Source organism: Pseudomonas sp. R1-15, from assembly GCF_051132085.1.
In the GTDB taxonomy this organism is placed as follows: Bacteria; Pseudomonadota; Gammaproteobacteria; order Pseudomonadales; family Pseudomonadaceae; genus Aquipseudomonas.
This window is the reverse complement of sequence record NZ_CP071660.1, coordinates 20,606-36,878: the sequence shown is the minus strand read 5'-3', so window position 1 is coordinate 36,878 and position 16,273 is coordinate 20,606. Positions and strand designations below refer to the sequence as shown.

At 60.0% G+C, this 16,273-nt stretch carries 18 protein-coding genes; 11 read left to right on the top strand and 7 right to left on the bottom strand.

From position 1 onward, the window contains the following. Positions 1 to 112 precede the first annotated feature (112 nt). Positions 113 to 988: a Tim44 domain-containing protein gene (locus tag J3P97_RS00180; protein WP_434570624.1), complete on the top strand. Its 876-nt coding sequence runs from the start codon at positions 113 to 115 to the stop codon at positions 986 to 988. 138 nt (positions 989 to 1,126) lie between these two features. Next, complete coding sequence (locus tag J3P97_RS00175; RefSeq protein ID WP_003187120.1) at positions 1,127 to 1,534, top strand: SMI1/KNR4 family protein; 408 nt, start codon at positions 1,127 to 1,129, stop codon at positions 1,532 to 1,534. 21 nt (positions 1,535 to 1,555) lie between these two features. Here the strand turns inward: J3P97_RS00175 and J3P97_RS00170 are convergent, their stop codons facing one another. Further along, on the bottom strand, positions 1,556 to 3,319 hold the full coding sequence (locus J3P97_RS00170) for a cation:proton antiporter (RefSeq protein ID WP_434570626.1): 1,764 nt from the start codon (positions 3,317 to 3,319) through the stop codon (positions 1,556 to 1,558). Positions 3,320 to 3,587: 268 nt separating this feature from the next. Between J3P97_RS00170 and J3P97_RS00165 the strand changes: the two genes are divergently transcribed. Further along, positions 3,588 to 4,073: an acyl-CoA thioesterase gene (locus J3P97_RS00165; protein ID WP_305497705.1), complete on the top strand. Its 486-nt coding sequence runs from the start codon at positions 3,588 to 3,590 to the stop codon at positions 4,071 to 4,073. A gap of 251 nt (positions 4,074 to 4,324) precedes the next feature. Here the strand turns inward: J3P97_RS00165 and pdxY are convergent, their stop codons facing one another. Next, positions 4,325 to 5,197 carry a pyridoxal kinase PdxY gene (gene pdxY / locus J3P97_RS00160; RefSeq protein WP_434570629.1) on the bottom strand — a complete coding sequence of 291 codons (873 nt, stop codon included), beginning with the start codon at positions 5,195 to 5,197 and terminating at the stop codon, positions 4,325 to 4,327. Positions 5,198 to 5,316: 119 nt separating this feature from the next. Here pdxY and J3P97_RS00155 point away from each other — a divergent pair, with 119 nt between their 5' ends. Next, the gene (locus tag J3P97_RS00155) at positions 5,317 to 5,739 is read left to right on the top strand and encodes a DUF3301 domain-containing protein (protein WP_434570630.1); all 423 of its coding nucleotides are present in this window, start codon (positions 5,317 to 5,319) and stop codon (positions 5,737 to 5,739) included. Between the two features lie 12 nt (positions 5,740 to 5,751). Here J3P97_RS00155 and J3P97_RS00150 read toward each other — a convergent pair whose 3' ends face one another. Continuing rightward, positions 5,752 to 6,732, bottom strand: coding sequence for a CobW family GTP-binding protein (locus tag J3P97_RS00150; RefSeq protein WP_434673204.1), 981 nt, complete (start codon positions 6,730 to 6,732; stop codon positions 5,752 to 5,754). Positions 6,733 to 6,759: 27 nt separating this feature from the next. Between J3P97_RS00150 and J3P97_RS00145 the strand changes: the two genes are divergently transcribed. Then, entirely contained in the window at positions 6,760 to 7,113 is a 354-nt protein-coding gene (locus tag J3P97_RS00145; RefSeq protein WP_434570634.1) for an NADH:ubiquinone oxidoreductase, read from the top strand. Here J3P97_RS00145 and J3P97_RS00140 read toward each other — a convergent pair. Together J3P97_RS00140 and zigA are read right to left on the bottom strand one after the other, a co-directional pair. Beyond that, positions 7,110 to 7,751: a DUF1826 domain-containing protein gene (locus J3P97_RS00140; protein ID WP_434673203.1), complete on the bottom strand. Its 642-nt coding sequence runs from the start codon at positions 7,749 to 7,751 to the stop codon at positions 7,110 to 7,112. The two genes, J3P97_RS00145 and J3P97_RS00140, sit on opposite strands and share 4 nt — an antisense overlap. Then, on the bottom strand, positions 7,751 to 8,959 hold the full coding sequence (gene zigA, locus J3P97_RS00135) for a zinc metallochaperone GTPase ZigA (protein WP_434674594.1): 1,209 nt from the start codon (positions 8,957 to 8,959) through the stop codon (positions 7,751 to 7,753). The genes J3P97_RS00140 and zigA overlap by 1 nt, the downstream gene beginning before the upstream one ends. A gap of 186 nt (positions 8,960 to 9,145) precedes the next feature. Here zigA and J3P97_RS00130 point away from each other — a divergent pair, with 186 nt between their 5' ends. The 5 genes from J3P97_RS00130 (at position 9,146) to J3P97_RS00110 (ending at position 12,907) form a co-directional block, all read left to right on the top strand. Then, a complete protein-coding gene (locus J3P97_RS00130; RefSeq protein ID WP_434674593.1) occupies positions 9,146 to 9,487 on the top strand; it encodes a glutamine synthetase in 342 nt (113 codons plus the stop codon). A gap of 105 nt (positions 9,488 to 9,592) precedes the next feature. After that, a complete protein-coding gene (gene folE2 / locus J3P97_RS00125; protein WP_434673202.1) occupies positions 9,593 to 10,489 on the top strand; it encodes a GTP cyclohydrolase FolE2 in 897 nt (298 codons plus the stop codon). Further along, the gene (locus J3P97_RS00120) at positions 10,486 to 11,154 is read left to right on the top strand and encodes a metal ABC transporter ATP-binding protein (RefSeq protein WP_434673201.1); all 669 of its coding nucleotides are present in this window, start codon (positions 10,486 to 10,488) and stop codon (positions 11,152 to 11,154) included. The genes folE2 and J3P97_RS00120 overlap by 4 nt, the downstream gene beginning before the upstream one ends. Next, positions 11,154 to 12,020 (top strand): metal ABC transporter permease, encoded by an 867-nt coding sequence (locus J3P97_RS00115; protein WP_434602376.1) that lies wholly within the window; start codon positions 11,154 to 11,156, stop codon positions 12,018 to 12,020. Before J3P97_RS00120 ends, J3P97_RS00115 begins: the two co-directional genes overlap by 1 nt. A gap of 11 nt (positions 12,021 to 12,031) precedes the next feature. Then, a complete protein-coding gene (locus J3P97_RS00110; RefSeq protein ID WP_434673200.1) occupies positions 12,032 to 12,907 on the top strand; it encodes a metal ABC transporter substrate-binding protein in 876 nt (291 codons plus the stop codon). A 14-nt stretch (positions 12,908 to 12,921) separates the two neighbouring features. Here J3P97_RS00110 and J3P97_RS00105 read toward each other — a convergent pair whose 3' ends face one another. Further along, complete coding sequence (locus J3P97_RS00105) at positions 12,922 to 13,443, bottom strand: DUF3617 domain-containing protein (RefSeq protein WP_434570647.1); 522 nt, start codon at positions 13,441 to 13,443, stop codon at positions 12,922 to 12,924. A 141-nt stretch (positions 13,444 to 13,584) separates the two neighbouring features. Here J3P97_RS00105 and cls point away from each other — a divergent pair, with 141 nt between their 5' ends. Further along, positions 13,585 to 15,024: a cardiolipin synthase gene (gene cls, locus J3P97_RS00100; RefSeq protein ID WP_434602374.1), complete on the top strand. Its 1,440-nt coding sequence runs from the start codon at positions 13,585 to 13,587 to the stop codon at positions 15,022 to 15,024. Here cls and cfaB read toward each other — a convergent pair. Next, positions 15,021 to 16,208, bottom strand: coding sequence for a C17 cyclopropane fatty acid synthase CfaB (gene cfaB / locus J3P97_RS00095; protein WP_434673199.1), 1,188 nt, complete (start codon positions 16,206 to 16,208; stop codon positions 15,021 to 15,023). The two genes, cls and cfaB, sit on opposite strands and share 4 nt — an antisense overlap. Positions 16,209 to 16,273 lie beyond the last annotated feature (65 nt).

The window sequence follows — 16,273 nt, the reverse complement described above, 5'->3', positions numbered from 1 at the left end:
GAAGCTGAACCTCAGCTGTCACGCAAAAGCCCGAAACACTCTGCCGCTAGCCAGCAACAGTTCACCTGTGCAACATGGCGCGCGTGCTATCCACAAATGGGAATGCCTTAATATGAAACGTTTTCTTAGCATCGCCATGGCGTTGTGCATCGGCCTGACGATGGCCATCGACGCCAATGCCGCCAAGCGTTTTGGCGGTGGTAAAAGTTCGGGCGCCGCCCCGACTCACCAGACCAGCCAGATGGCGCCGTCCTCTGCCGCCGGTTCAACCGCTGCCACCGCAGGCGCGGCCGGTGCGGCTGGCGCTGCCACCAAGGCCAGCGGTGCTTCGCGCTGGCTCGGCCCACTGGCCGGCATCGCCGCCGGTGGCCTGCTCGCCTCCATGTTCATGGGCGACGGCTTCCAGGGCATGCAGATCTTCGACATCCTGATCATGGCGGTCATCGCCTTCCTGGTCTTCCGCTTCATTGCCGCCCGTCGTCGCAAGCAGCAGGAGCAACTCGCTCCGGCCGGTCACGCGCCAATGCAACGTGAAGTGTTCAACCAGCAGCCTGCCAGCGGCTCGATCTTCGGTGGCTCAGCCGCTCCAGTGGCCGCCCGCCCGGTGATCAACGCACCCGCCTGGTTCAACGAACAACGTTTCATCGAAGCCGCTCGCAGCCACTTCATGTCCTTGCAGCAGCATTGGGACTCGAACGAAATGGACAAGATCGCCGAGTTCGTAACCCCGCAATTGCTGGAGTTCCTCAAGCGTGAACGCGCCGAACTGGGCGACGGCTACCAGTCCACCTACATCGACAACCTGCAGGTGCAACTGGACGGCGTCGACGATCGGGCAGACAAGACCATCGCCACCCTGACCTTTGTCGGCGTGTCGAAGGACTCTCGCTTCGACCAGGGCGAAGCGTTCAGCGAAAGCTGGAACATGGAACGTGCCCAAGGCGAGAACCAGCCTTGGCTGGTTGCAGGTATCCGCCAGAACGGTTGAACCTTTGCACGTTTCGCATGTTGAAATAAAAACCCCGGCCTTGGCCGGGGTTTTCTATTTCACGGTTGCATCTATAGCGAGCTACTGTATAAACCGCCCCATATGAAACCGCGCCATTGAGAAAGAGGATCCCCGGACGTGGAAGAAATCATCGAACAACTGCGTGAAGCCAACGAACCTGTACCGGTTCCACTGGAGTTGCCTGACGAAGACTTGCTGGTAGAGATCGAGGAGCAACTGTTCATCGATATCCCGTTCGTCTTCAGGGAGTTTTTGCTGACTGTCAGCGACGTAGTCTATGGCAGCCTGGAGCCGGTGACCGTTACCGATCCGCAATCCCATACCTACTTGCCCGACGTGGCAGCCAATGCCTGGGATGCGGGTGTCGATCGCAGCCTGATCCCGATCTGCCAGGACGGCGACGATTATTATTGCGTCGAAGAAGACGGCACGGTGGTGCTGTGGCAGGCCGAGGAAGAGCTGATTGCCGAGGAAACCTGGGAATCTGTCTGGCACTGGGCACGGGATGTCTGGCTGGAAAGCTGACACGTCCATGCCTGGCGCCGGTCAATGCCCGGACGACTCCTTGTGATTGTCCAGCGTATCGAGCAAGGCCACCTGCATCCGCGTATGCAGGCGGACGAACCAGCGCCAGAGCAGCGCCGCCACCGCAGTCGCCACCACGGCAATCAATACCAGCAACTTGTTGGTCGGCAGGATACTGGCCGACAAGGCTGCCAGCAGCAGGAAAATCACCAGCAGCGACAGGATCGGGATCACTTCGGCGATGACCCGACGCACGCGCTGCGTGTGGCGGCCGGCCATCTCCGGAGTGACACCCAACTCCGCCAGCAGCATCGACAGCGCCTTGAGCTTGCGGTACGCAGCGATCAGGAACGGTAGCGACAACAGCAGCGCCCCGCCCCAGATCAATGCTTTTTGCCAGCTCGGATCGCTGATCCAGGCTTGCAGGTAAACCGACATCCGCTCGGCGAAATAGCCGCCCGAAACAAAAATCGCGATGACCAATGCCAGGTTGATGCCGACCTGCAGCAGGATTCGCCTGATCATGGCGGCCACCATAGCGCTCTCGCCCTGTGGCTGAATACTGCGCAACCATTCGCCATACATGCCCAGCACGCGCGTCAGCCGTTGCGGCATCGCCGAGGCCAGCCTGACTGACAGCGGATCCGCGGCCCGAATCAAGTAAGGCGTCAGCAGCGTGGTCAGTACCGACACAGCCACCGCCACCGGGTAAAGAAAATCGCTGGTCACCTGCAAGGTCATGCCCAGCGAAGCGATGATGAACGAAAATTCGCCGATCTGTGAAAGTCCCATCCCGACTCGCAGGGAGGTGCGTCCGTCATTGCCAGCGATAAAGGCGCCAAGACCACAGGAGAGCATCTTGCCCAGCACGACTGCGCAGGTGATCACGGCAATCGGCCAGGCGTATTGAAGCAAGATCGCCGGATCGAGCATGAGCCCGATCGCCACGAAAAATATCGCGCTGAACAAGTCGCGCACCGGCTCTACCAGGCGCTCGATTTTCAGCAACTGCCGGGACTCGGCCATGATCGCACCGATCAGGAATGCCCCCAGCACCATGCTGTATTCAAGCTTCACCACCAGCAGGCAGAAGCCGAAGCAAAGTCCCAACACCGTGATCAACAGCATCTCGTTACTGTCGAATTTCGCTACGTACGCCAGCAATCTGGGCACCAGCAGGATACCGATGACCAACGCCACGATCATGAACAACGATAACTTGCCGACCGTGGAGAACACCTCGCCGGAACTCACCGTGCCGCTGACGGCGATGCTCGAGAGCAAGGCGATGATGCCGATGCCGAGGATGTCTTCGACGATCAGCACCCCGAAAATCAACTGCGCAAAGCGCTCGTTTTTCATTTTCAGGTCATTGAGCGCCTTGACGATGATGGTGGTTGAGGAGATCGCCAGGATCGCGCCGAGAAACAGCGAGTCCATGGTATTCCAGTCGAACCAGCGGCCGATTTCATAGCCGATCCAGATCATCAGGACAATTTCGAGGAATGCTGCGATGAACGCCGTGGCGCCAACCTTGAACAGTTTGCGCAGGCTGAATTCCAGCCCAAGGCAGAACATGAGGAAGACCACCCCGAGCTCGGCCAGGGTCTTGATGGTTTCTTCGTCGTGGATGAAACCGAACGGTGGCGTATGCGGGCCGATGATGAAGCCGGCGACGATGTAGCCCAGCACTACCGGTTGCTTGAAACGATGAAAGAGTACCGTCACCAGCCCCGCCACCAGCATGATGATCGCCAGGTCCTGAATGAAGCTGATGGCATGCATAGTGAGGGCTCCTTGTGTGAATTACCTCGACGCGGAGTCGGGCGGTTCCGGTCCTTTTGTAGGAAATGCCTAGTCTGACGGGCTTTTGCAGGTTAACACCGCGACTTCCTGCAAAAAGACGGTGCAATATATGGAAACAGATCCACCCAAGCGTGACGGCAAGCAACGGCGCAGCGTCCCGATATGGGTGGCTGGAAAACGAGTGGCCACACCCCAACGCCCGCAGAGGCGCCTCCCCGAAATTGCTGCCTTGAACCGTGAGAACGTTATGGAACCCGGAAACGCCCAGCTGTCGATGACGGTGTTGATGACCCCCGATATGGCCAACTTCTCTGGCAATGTCCATGGCGGCACCTTGCTCAAATACCTCGATGAAGTTGCCTATGCCTGCGCCAGCCGTTACGCCGGGCGCTACGTGGTGACGCTCTCGGTCGACCAGGTCATCTTTCGTGAGCCGATCCACGTCGGCGAGCTGGTGACGTTCCTGGCGTCGGTGAACTACACCGGCAACACGTCGATGGAAGTGGGCATCAAGGTCGTGACCGAGAATATTCGTGAACGCTCGGTGCGCCATACCAACAGCTGCTTTTTCACCATGGTTGCCGTGGATGACCAACGCAAACCTGCGCCCGTCCCGCCATTGCACCCGCAGAACAGTGAGGAGAAGCGCCGCTACGAACAAGCCCAGCAGCGTCGGCAGATCCGTCAGGAGCTGGAACGGCGTTATCAGGAAATCAAGGCGGACGGGCCGTAAAGGCCACCGAAAACCAACTGTGGGAGCGAGCCTGCTCGCGATAGCGTCAGCCCAGGCAACCGAAATCCCGTGGCGAGGGAGCTTGCTCCCGCTGGCCTGCGTAGCAGGCCCTGGCACTCCTGCAGGCAGACCGCATCAGCCGGTTTCGCGACTGCTGCGCCCGAGACGTCGGACCGGCCGAGCGGGAGCAAGCTCCCTCGCCACAGGGGCACCAGATATCAATCTGGCTCGCTCCCCTCAGTTTGCATGCGTCAAAGGCTGATCGGCGTGGCCTCGAAGCGCACGCGCGGGTGGGCGATCCGATCCTGGGCACGGATCAGTTGCAGCTCGTAGCTGGCACACGCCTGGGTTTCCAGCAGCACTTCGTGTACCGCCGAAGCGGTGAATTCGAATGCTGCCACCAGGCTGTCGCCCAACAGTATCCGCGCCAGGAACAACCCCGAGGTCAGGTCACCTACCCCTACCGGCTGACGGGGAAACGCCAGCAATGGACGACGCAAGTGCCAGCCCCCGTCAGCCGTGACCAGCAACATCTCGAAGCTGTCGTCGGGCTTGCCGGGGTAAGCCAGGTGTTTGACCAGCACCACCTTCGGTCCACGAGCCAACAGCCCACGTGCCATGGCCAGGCAATCGAACAATGATTGCGCCTTGCGCCCGGCAAAACTGTCCAGTTCCAACTGGTTCGGACACATGATGTCCGCCACGGCAGCGGCCTCTTCCAGCAGAAACTCGCTCACCTCGGGCGCCACGATGCAGCCCTTCTCCGGATGCCCCATGACCGGGTCACACAGATACAGCGCCTTGGGATTGCAAGCCTTGATCCGCGCCACGCCCGCCAGGATTGCTTGCCCCTGGGCAGCGCTGCCCAGATAACCGGACAGCACCGCGTCGCAATTGCCCAGCTCGCCAATGGCCGCGATCCCCTCTACCAGAAGTGGAATCTGAGCAGGCGCCAGCACTTCTCCGGCCCACTGCCCGTATTGGGTGTGATTGGAAAACTGCACGGTATTGAGCGGCCATACATTGACGCCGACCCGCTGCATTGGAAACACGGCAGCACTGTTGCCGGCGTGACCAAATATCACATGGGACTGGATGGCAAGCAGATGAGGCGTACGTTTCATGCAGGAAGCTTCCGTAAAACGAATGAAATTCAAGCGGCGCAGTATGCGACTAAACGCAGCCTGTACGACAGACCGGCGACGCAGTTAAGCTGACGGCAACTTGTTGGAGCACTTCGTTCATGCTGACCCTTGGAAACATTTTCGTGCTGATGCTGCTGGCTACCGGTGGCGCCTGGCTGTGGCACAACCACGGCTTGCGCGAACGGGCTCTGGCGAGGGTCATGCAACACTGCGCCAATCTCAAGATCGAGCTGCTGGATGGCAACGTGGCGCTGCGCAAGATCGGGTTTGTGAAAGACGGCAGCGGGCGACGGCGCCTGGCACGTGTCTATAACTTCGAATTCACAGTGACGGGCGAGACGCGTCATACCGGCACCATCACTCAATTCGGCGCCCACAGTGCACACATCGAACTGGCACCCTATCCGATGCCGTTCGAAGAAACCGCGCAGGCGCCCATCGAGCCGGTCCAGACCCGGCCCCGGGCCGAGGTTATCGAGCTGAGCCAGTGGCGTCAGGAACACAACAAATGGAAGCCCTGAAACCAGGCTGATTCAAGGGCGTCGGCAGCTCGCCAGGCCCGCTTGAAGGAGTTCCACGTCTTGTGGTTCGGCGAAGATCAGTTCGATTCGCGAATCCTGTCGCCACTCGCTCGCTTGCCACTCCAGCGGCCCTGCGTCCAACGCATTGGCGGAAACCCAACCGCCCTCGCTGTGGATAACCATCTTCGCGCGCTTCCAGCCTTTGCCGTGCAGCCATCGAGACAGCTGCCCGACGTCGAATCGTTGGTCCGGATGCCAGCGCCAACCGATACTCCAGCTTTCGCCCTGCTGCTGATGCAGGCAGATCGGCAACGTCGGGTCACTCCAGATGGCCGGCATCTGCCCCAGGCTCTTGGGCACATTCAAGTTATCGACAGCCAAGTTATCCACAGCTCCGTCGCCGCGATTCGCCAGGCCGGGCAGCCGATCAATCGGCAACGCAGCCTGATGGGTCCAATACAGCGCAATCTCGGGCAATTGGGAAGTAATGCCCACGCGATCGGCGTCGGTAAGGTCTTCGGACTTGTTCAGCACCAGCAACCCGGCGTCAGCCAGGACCTGTCGTTGCGCATCGGGCAACAGCCTGCCGTTCGCCATTGCCTGGGCATCCAGGACCAGCACACAAGGCTGGATCGTCAGCACGCCAAGCCAGGGCGCTTCGTTCAGCTGTCGCAAGAGCTGCGCCGGATGACCCAGCCCGGAGGGTTCGATGAACAGACGGTGCGGCCGCGCCTTGCGCAATAAACGGCCAAGGCCGATCTGAAACGGCGCTCCATTGACGCAACACAAACAGCCCCCGGCCACTTCGCCCAATGCGATACCATCGGCGGCCTGGGTCAGCAGCGCGGCATCCAGGCCGATCTGGCCGAACTCGTTGATCAGCACGGCCCACCGCTCATCAGCCGGACGCTGAGCCAGCAATTGCCTGATCAGGCTGGTCTTGCCTGCTCCCAAAGGGCCGGCAATCACATGGGTGGGTATGTTCTGCAACATGATCGATAGCTTTCGACGGAGGTTTAAATGCGAATGATCGGTTGGCTGTTACTACTGCTGACCTCGACCCAGGCCTTGGCCCAGGCGTGTGTAGTGCACAGCCAGGCGGAACGGCTCGATGTCAGAGTCTGCCAGCAAAACCGCAACATTCCGCAAAAACTGTTCGCCGACGGCTTCTGTCAACCCAGCCTGGCCGGGCAGAAGGTCGATGTGCAGTATGTCGATCAGTGCCCTGGCGGGGCATTTGGCATTTGCAGCGACGCCCAAGTCGCCAATATGCCTTATCGCCAGGATATTCACTATTACGGCGTAGCCACCGATGCGGCTTACCTGAAACCCTTTTGCGAAAGCCAAAGCCAGGGACACTGGCTCAAGCCTTAGGCCAGCCAATCCAGCGAAAGGATCAAACGCCGTTCGCCGGGCGCCAAATGCGGTGAGCGGTGGATCAGCCCGTGACCTTCATTGCCTTGCCACTTTTCACCTTTGAGCAGCGCCACATCACCGCTGCGCATCTGCTGAATCAGACTCGCGTCGGCAGGCTCTGCTTCAGGCTGGGCCAATCGTCGACGGTCCATGACGCCTTCCATGAGCCATTGGCTGCCGACGCCGGCATAGGTGGTGATCAGCCGCACCGGCACATGGTCGACGTGAAAACGTGGGCACATCGCCGTATCCAACGCTCGCAAGCGCAGCCCGACGCGCCGGGCACCGAGGAGGCAGGCAAACGCACTGACCAGCCAAGCGACATCCGCGACGAACCCTTCATATCCGTGCAGATCGCCGAAACCCGCGGCAAGGCCATGCAACGCCGGCTGCGTATCCTCGCTCGGTAGCTCAAGCACCATCGACTCGGCCAGGGGTTGGCCCATCGAGAGCAGCATCACTGCGAAATCGCTGATATGCGCCGGGAGGTGACGCTGCCACACTGCCAGGTTGGTGTCGTCATCCAGAATCTGCGCGAAGGTAAGCGGCGTGTCTCCCTGGACCTGCCGCAGCTGCTTCAGACGAGGCGCCAGCATCACGCCGCGACCTCGTCATGCCAGGGGCCGAACGGGTCTGGCAACTGCCGCCAGCGCTCGATGCCCAGGCTCATCTCCGCGTCGGTTAGCAGGCAAGCGTCCAGTTCGGTGGCGAGCAGCGCGAAGTCTATATTCTGACCAATGAATACCAGCTCCTGGCGGCAATCACCGGAGGCCTCCAGCCAGCTTTTCATGATCGCGGCGATGCTCTCCTCATCCTGCGGCCACTGGCTTTTCGGCACGAACCGCCACCAGCGCCCGGCGAACCCGTGACGCATCAACCCGCCGGCCTGGGACCAACTGCCGGCTTCCTCATGTTTGCTGGCGAGCCAGAAAAAACCTTTGGAGCGCAGGAGCGTGCCATTGGTCCATGGGCGGTCGATAAAGTTGAAGAATCGTTGGGGATGAAACGGGCGACGGGCGCGGTAAGCAGTCGATGCGATGCCGTATTCCAAGGTTTCGGGCACATGCTCGCCGCGCAACTCCCGCAGCCAACCGGGCGCCTGCGCCGCGCGTTCAAAATCGAAGCGGCCCGTATCAAGGATCTGCCCCAGCGGTACCTGCCCCATGACCATGGGAATAACCTGCGCCTGGGCATTCAGGCGCGACAGGATTGCGCTCAACTCTTCCCGCTCGGAGCGGCTTATGAGATCAATCTTGCTGATCAGGATCACGTCGGCGAACTCGATCTGCTCGATCAGCAAATCGGTTATCGAGCGCTCATCTTCGTCCCCGAGGGTTTCGCCCCTGGTGGAAAGGTTTTCCGCGGCCTGGTAATCCTTGAGGAAATTCACGCCATCGACCACTGTCACCATCGTGTCGAGCCTCGCAACGTCCGCCAGGCTGCGCCCTTCTTCATCGCGAAAGGTGAAGGTTTCGGCGACCGGCATCGGCTCCGAAATGCCCGTGGATTCGATCAGCAGATAATCGAAGCGGCCTTCCCTGGCAAGCTTACCCACTTCCTCCAGAAGATCCTCGCGCAGCGTGCAGCAGATACAGCCATTACTCATTTCGACCAATCTTTCCTCGGCGCGATTGAGGGTGACATCTCGCTGCACTTCGCTGCCATCGATGTTGATCTCGCTCATATCGTTGACGATGACGGCGACGCGAAGGTTCTCGCGATTACGCAGCACATGATTGAGCAAGGTGCTTTTACCGGCCCCGAGAAATCCGGACAGCACGGTAACGGGAAGACGGTTGGGCATCAGGTTATCCTCATCGGGGCGGCCGCTTTTGTGGCTCGTATCAGGTTTCGGTTCGGCTAAGGGGGTCATTGTTTTCAATGTTATAGTATTACGCTGGAATGCAGCCAACCCTTTTCCGCATCTGGGTTCTTATAAATGCTCAACCTCTTCAAATACCTGTTCGCAGCGCCGCTGCTGCTGATAACGATGGGCGTATCAGCGCAAGGCGCTTTGTCGGGCAACTGCACTCGCAGCGCCAATGTGCTCGCCTGCGTAGATGGACAGGGCAATGCCTACAGCGTCGCTACGGCTGGCAATACAATTTATCTGCGTGGCTATGAGGTGGCTGGCCACCGCTATTGGGCCCAGACAAACAGCCGATACGGCCAACTGACCTTCTTCACTGGACTGGCCTCCGATGGCGAAGCCTGGGTTGGATACAGTCGCCGTGTGGGTTGGACGACGATCAACCGTTTTTCCAGTTCTGGCGGCACCAAAGGCAGTTTTATATGCGGTCGCATGAATGGCTGCCAGGAGTCTTCACGCTGAGGTTTCACGTGGAACTTCGAGATGAAACTCTGTTCATGAAAAAGGCCTCGTCGATTTTACTGTTATACTATAACATTAAAAACGAACCTCTCATGGACCTCGAAAATGAACGCGTTAACTCTGCCGGACATTGCTGCGCAGGCATCTCGTAAAGCCATGTCGCTGGATTGGGTGGGCATGTGCGGCATCGCCGTGCCGGTGCTGGTGGACGGCCAGCGTTTGAGCGCCTCTGCCGACGCCGGCGTCAGTCTCGATGATGGCGAAGCGCGTGGCATCCATATGTCGCGTTTGTATGTGGCACTCGAAAAGCTTGAGGACACCGCGCTTTCTCCGGACCTACTACGCCGGATCCTGCAAGAGTTTCTGGACAGTCATGAAGGTTTGTCCCGGAGTGCTTCACTGACTCTGCGCACCGATCTGATGTACAAGCGCCCCGCTTTGATCAGCCCACTAGCCGGCTGGAAGCGTTATCCCATCGTTATCGAAGCCCGCCTTAAAAACTCAGTGTTCCACGTGGAACTTCAAATCGAAATTCCTTATTCGTCTACTTGCCCTTGTTCGGCAGCGCTGGCGCGGCAATTAATCCAGCAGAAATTCCTCGACGATTTCGCGAATACGAACCTTGAGCACGCTGACGTTCTCGCGTGGCTAGGTTCTCAGAAAGGTATCGTGGCCACCCCTCATAGCCAGCGCAGCGTCGCCATCCTGAACCTGCGCTTGGACGCCGAGCTCGATGAGTTTCCGGTGTTACCGCTGATCAACGAGGCGGAGGCGGCGCTCGGCACCGCTGTTCAAACCGCCGTCAAACGCGTCGATGAGCAAGCCTTCGCGCTCGCCAATGGGCAGAACCTTATGTTCTGCGAAGATGCCGCGCGGCGCTTGAATATTGCGCTGAGGCCGCTGCCCTGGATTTCCTCCCTTGACGTACGAGTCGTTCATGCGGAAAGCCTGCACGCCCACGATGCTGTCGCCCAAAGCCATTGGCAACGGGAGGACTCATGATTCGTTGCCAGGGATTGAGTTGGGGTATCCCCGGGCACCCTCTCACTCCACCTCTGCACATGGAGCGCCCGGAGGGCAGCCTGACCGCAATCATTGGCGCCAACGGATCAGGGAAAAGCAGCCTGCTGAAAGTCCTCGCCGGGTTACAGAAGCCACTGACGGGGAAGGTCTCGCTCAACGTTCAACGGCGCGGCGGCGTGTCGTTCCTGCCTCAACAGCAGCACCTGGATCGGCAATTCCCCATCAGCCTGCAGGAATTGGTGGCGGCAGGTTCCTGGGGTAATCGGCAGGAACCTGCCGCACGCAACCAACGACTCAAGGCGGTTCTCGACGACTGGGCCTTGAGCGGCCTGGAACACCGCCCGCTGATGGCGTTATCGGGTGGCGAGTTGCAACGGGCCCTGCTCGCGCGACTGAGCCTGACCGAAGCGCCACTCCTGTTGCTGGACGAGCCCCACGCAGCCCTTGATGAAAAAGGCCAGGCGCTGCTGTGGGACAACATTCAGCGATGGCATCGCGAAGGGCGCACCCTGGTGGTGGTATGTCACGATTTGGCTGCGGTGCATCAACACATTCCCCATACCTTGCTGATCAATCCGTCCGGCTGCGTATTGGGTCGCAGCGCCGAACTGATCGCCCCGACGCCTTACACGCGGGTCGCTTGATGCTCACCGCCACGCACTTCTGGCAGCCCTTCCAGGAATTTGTCTTCATGCGCCGGGCCTTGTTGGGCGGATTGGTGTTGGCATGCAGCACGGCTCCGCTAGGCGTGTTCCTGATTCTTCGGCGCATGAGTCTGATCGGCGATGCGGTAGCTCACGGCATCTTGCCGGGCGCGGCCCTGGGTTTCTGGTTCGCCGGTCTGAGCCTGCCCGCCTTGACGGTGGGTGGCCTGGGCGCCGGCTTGAGCATGGCCGGGCTGGCGGCGTGGATCACCCGCCGCACCGGCCTGCGGGAAGATGCCAGCCTGGCGGCGGTCTACCCCATCTCCCTCGCCGCCGGGGTGTTGATCCTCGGTATGGCCGGTAAACGCCTGGACTTGCTGCACCTGTTATTCGGCTCGGCGTTGGCCGTGGACGGCCCGACACTCACCGGCATGCTCTGGGTTTCGGCGGCCAGTCTGGTGGCGATGGCGTTGATCTACCGCCCGCTGTTACTCGACACCCTGGACCCACTGTTTCTGCAAACCGTCAGCCGTCTGGGTCCACTGGCACACGGCGTATTCCTGACCCTGGTGGTGCTGAACCTGGTCATCGGCTTCCAGGCCATCGGCGCATTGATGGTGGTCGGCCTGATGATGCTGCCGGCGGCCGCGTCGCGATTCTGGAGTCGTCGCCTGCCGATGTTGATGCTGGTCGCTGCATTGCTCGGTTGTCTCTCGGTGTGGCTGGGCCTGCTGTTGTCCTTCTATTTTTCGCTGCCCAGCGGGCCGGCCATCGTCCTGGTGGCGGGCGCGTCATATCTGTTGTCCGTGGTATTCGGTCCGGTGCACGGCTTGCTGCGCCGCCCGCCCCTGCTTACATCCCAATGAGGTGTTACCTGATGCGCGCCCTGCTCATGATATTCAGCTTGATGCTGTCCATGTCCCTGTCTGCTGCTGAAAAACTCAATGTGGTGACCAGCTTCAGCATCCTTGCCGACATGACCCGACAAGTCGGCGGCGAGCATGTCCAGATCACCAACATGGTGGGGCCGGACGCTGACGCACATACCTATGAACCCACGCCGGACGACGCCAAGGCATTGCTCGGGGCGAAACTGATCATCAAGAACGGGTTGGGCTTCGAGCCGTGGCTGGATCGCCTGGTAACCAGCACCGAAACCGGTGCCCCGGTCATCAGTGCCAGCCGCGGCGTGATTCCACGCTCGCTGGAAGAAGATGGCGAGACCATTCCCGACCCACACGCCTGGCATAACCTCGCCAACGCCGTGCTTTATGTCGGCAACATCACCAAGGCATTGGAGGCGGCCGACCCGGCGAACAAGGCCGACTACGAACGTAACAGCCAGGCGTACCTGAAGAAGATTTATGCACTACTCGCCGAAGCCAAGGCGAAGTTCGCTGCGTTGCCACCGGGCAATCGCAAGATCGTCACGTCCCACGATGCGTTCGGTTACCTGGGCCAGGCTTATGGTATCGAGTTTTTGGCGCCGCAAGGGTTGTCTACCGAGCGTGAACCGTCAGCCGCGGAAGTCGCTGCGTTGATCACCCAGATTCGTCAGGCAAAAGTCAAAGCCGTGTTCATGGAAAACATCAAGGACGCGCGCCTGCTCAAGCAGATCGCCGACGAAAGCGGCGCGCACATCGGTGGCACGCTGTACTCCGATGCCCTCGCCGCCAGCGGACCGGCCAGCACCTTTACCGGTCTCTTCGAATACAACCTCAACACACTCTACGAGGCACTGGGGCGGCCCTGATAACAGGCCGCTGATCAAGCCCTCGGCTTGACCGTCCCGCAATCCTGCCCCAGCCATACGGCGCGGGTGTCCAGGCTGCCGTTCTGCTGGATACCCGTGGCGTTGAACGTGCCATTGACCTTGGTGGTGAATTCACGATCGCTCTGGAATGTCGCGATACCGTTGCCTTGGGCTTTCGGGCAACTGAAGCGGAATTTCCACTGGTTGCCGGTACGCTCGGTGATCTGCTGCTTGCAGCCTGATTGCGGATCCTGCAGCGGGATGTCATTGGTCTGCACCTGTGCTGGCGTCAGGCACACCCGAATCCCCTTGCCCCCCATGGTGATGCCCTGCTTTTCGAGCATTGCCCGCTGTTCAGGTGTCATCTGATTCTGCAGTTGACCAAGGATCAATTGAAGGTCCGGCAGGTTCTGGTTGTCGACTTTCATGTTGCTGGTCGTCAATTCCCACAAGCCTGGTTGAAGCATCTGCGCCTGAGCCGCCACAGGAACCGACAAGCCAACGGCCAAGGCCAAACCCAGCAGACGAACATTCATTACACAAACTCCAGAGGACAAGTGGCCGTTAGACGCCGCCTTCAGGCTTCGGTTCAGACCCGCGCCGAGTGAATTAAATAGCGACATTCGCCCTGGAACATGGTCTGTTAAGCATTGAAGTTTCAGGAGCAAGGCAGCCCCATGGATTTTTTTGGCCCGCATGTTTTCGGTTACCTGATCGCGCTGCTCCATACCCTCGGCTCCATCGCCGCCGTCCATGCGGTGCTGACGGTGCGTACCGCCCAGGGCTCGATTGCCTGGGCCCTGTCGCTGGTATTCATTCCCTACCTGACGTTGATTCCTTACCTGGTCTTCGGCCGCAGCACCTTCGACGGCTACATCAAGGCACGTCGACAAGCCAACGAGGAAATGCGCAAGGCGATCTCCGAGCTCAACTGGCGCCCCTGGGTCGAAGAAGCGCTGGCCGCTCGCGCGTCCCAGGCCTACGCCTCGTTACGAGCCATGCCGAAGTTGGGACGCACGCCGTGTCTGGCAAACAATCAGGTGCGTCTGCTGGTAGATGGCCCAGCTACGTTCGAAGCGATTTTCCAGGCCATCGAGAGTGCTCGCGAAGCGGTCTTGGTGCAATTTTTCATCATCCACGACGACCGGCTCGGTCAGCGCTTGCATGCGTTGCTGCTGAAGAAAGCCGCTGAAGGTGTGGCGGTCTATCTGCTTTACGACCGTATCGGTAGCCATTCCCTGCCCCATCGTTATGTCCAGGCCTTGCGCGACGGTGGCGTTCACGTCAAAGCGTTTGCCACTCGCAGCGGTTGGCTCAACCGGTTCCAGGTCAACTTTCGCAACCACCGCAAGATCGTCGCCGTGGACGGCGTCCTGGGGTTCGTCGGCGGGCACAACGTGGGCGATGAATACCTGGGGGAAAAACCACCCCTGGCACCGTGGCGCGACACTCATGTAGAGGTACGCGGCCCAGTGGTAGCGAGCATGCAGGAATCCTTCGCCGAGGATTGGTTCTGGGCCGCGCGTTCCCTGCCGCCGCTGATCCTGCCGGACGCTTATCCGGACGATGGAGTGCTCTGCCAACTGCTGGCCAGCGGTCCGGCCGATGCCTACGAAACCTGCTCGCTGTTCTTCGTCGAAGCCATTCACGCGGCAAGCGAACGCATCTGGATAACCACGCCGTATTTCATTCCCGACGAAGCGGTCTTCGCGGCTTTGCGCCTGGCCGTGCTGCGTGGCGTGGATGTGCGCATCCTGTTGCCGTCGCGACCGGATCACCGGATCGTCTACGCTGCGTCCAGTCTCTATGCGTTCGAAGCGGTGCGCGCCGGCGTGCGGGTGTTTCGTTATGAGCCGGGTTTCCTGCACCAGAAAGTGGTGCTGATCGACCGGGAAATCAGCGCCATCGGCAGCGCGAACCTGGACAACCGTTCGTTCCGGCTGAATTTCGAAGTCATGCTGCTGACCGTCGACATGGCCTTTGCCAGCGAGGTCGAGCAGATGCTCGAAAAGGACTTCGCCCAGGCCCACGAAGTGGCCAAACAGGAAAGCCGGGAAACCCACCGCCTGCAGAAGGTCGGGATGCGGATCGCCCGGCTGATTTCGCCGATTCTTTAAGGCGTGTAGATGTCGTCGCGGGTCAAGGGCAGCTCATGGCTACCATCGGCGTGGGCCTTCACCGCGAGGATCTGATGCAGGTTTATCCAGCCCTTGGCGAATGCATAGGCGCAGCCGGCCAGGTAAAGACGCCAGATCCGCAGCGCCTGTTCCGGCACTTCCCTGGAAGCGGCTTCGAGGTTGTCCTCAAGGCGCTCGCTCCAATGGTCGAGAGTGCGCGCGTAATGCATGCGCAGGCTTTCCACATCGACAATTTCCAGCCCCGCTTCGCTGATCTCGGCGGAAATCATCGACAGATGAGGCAACTCACCGTTCGGGAATACATACTTTTCGATAAACTCACCCGCGCCGCGACCTACCGGACGCCCGTCGGTGTGCTTGGCGGTAATCCCGTGATTCATCACCAGCCCACCCTCACGGACCGCGCCGTACAGCGTCTTGCAGTACTGCGCCAGGTTCGCATGCCCGACGTGCTCGAACATGCCGACGCTGACCACTTTGTCGAATCGGCCATCCTGGGGCAGGTCCCGGTAGTCCAGAAGCTGGAGCTCTACCTGGTTCTCCAGGCCTTCGGCCTTTACCCGCTCCCGCGCCAACGCAAGCTGCGCCTTGCTCAGGGTAATGCCGAAGACCTTGGCGCCGAATTCCCGTGCGGCAAAGCGCGCGAGCCCACCCCAGCCGCATCCTACGTCCAGCAGGTAATCGCCGGGTTGCAGGCGTAGCTTGCGGCACAGATGGCGGAATTTGGCTTGTTGCGCTTGCTCGAGGGTTTCACTGCCGGTCTCGAAATACGCACAGGAATACACCATGTCGCTGTCGAGCCAGAGTTGATAAAACGCGTTGGACAGATCGTAATGATAGGAGATGGCCTTGGCGTCGGTTTCCTTGTCGTGCACCGCACGCACCGGCAGATGGCTCTCGTCTTCGTCCACCAGAGCCTGGCTCAGCTCGTCACACACCCGGATGACTTCGTTGATCGAGCCCTCCAGTTCGAGTTTGCCTTCGACAAACGCCGCTCCCAGGGCATCCAGGCTGGGATGGGTGAATTGCGCGACCATTTGTGGGTCCTTTACCACAATCGTGACGCTGGGATCGGCACCCAGCGTGAATTCATGGCCGTCCCAGAGCCGCAACCGAAGCGGTAGGTGCAAATTCTGTAAGGCCGGTGGAAGTTGAGCCAGCATGTAATAACCTCCCCATGTTTCAGATTGTTTCAGACGTCTGAAATGAGGGTAGACCATCATGGAAA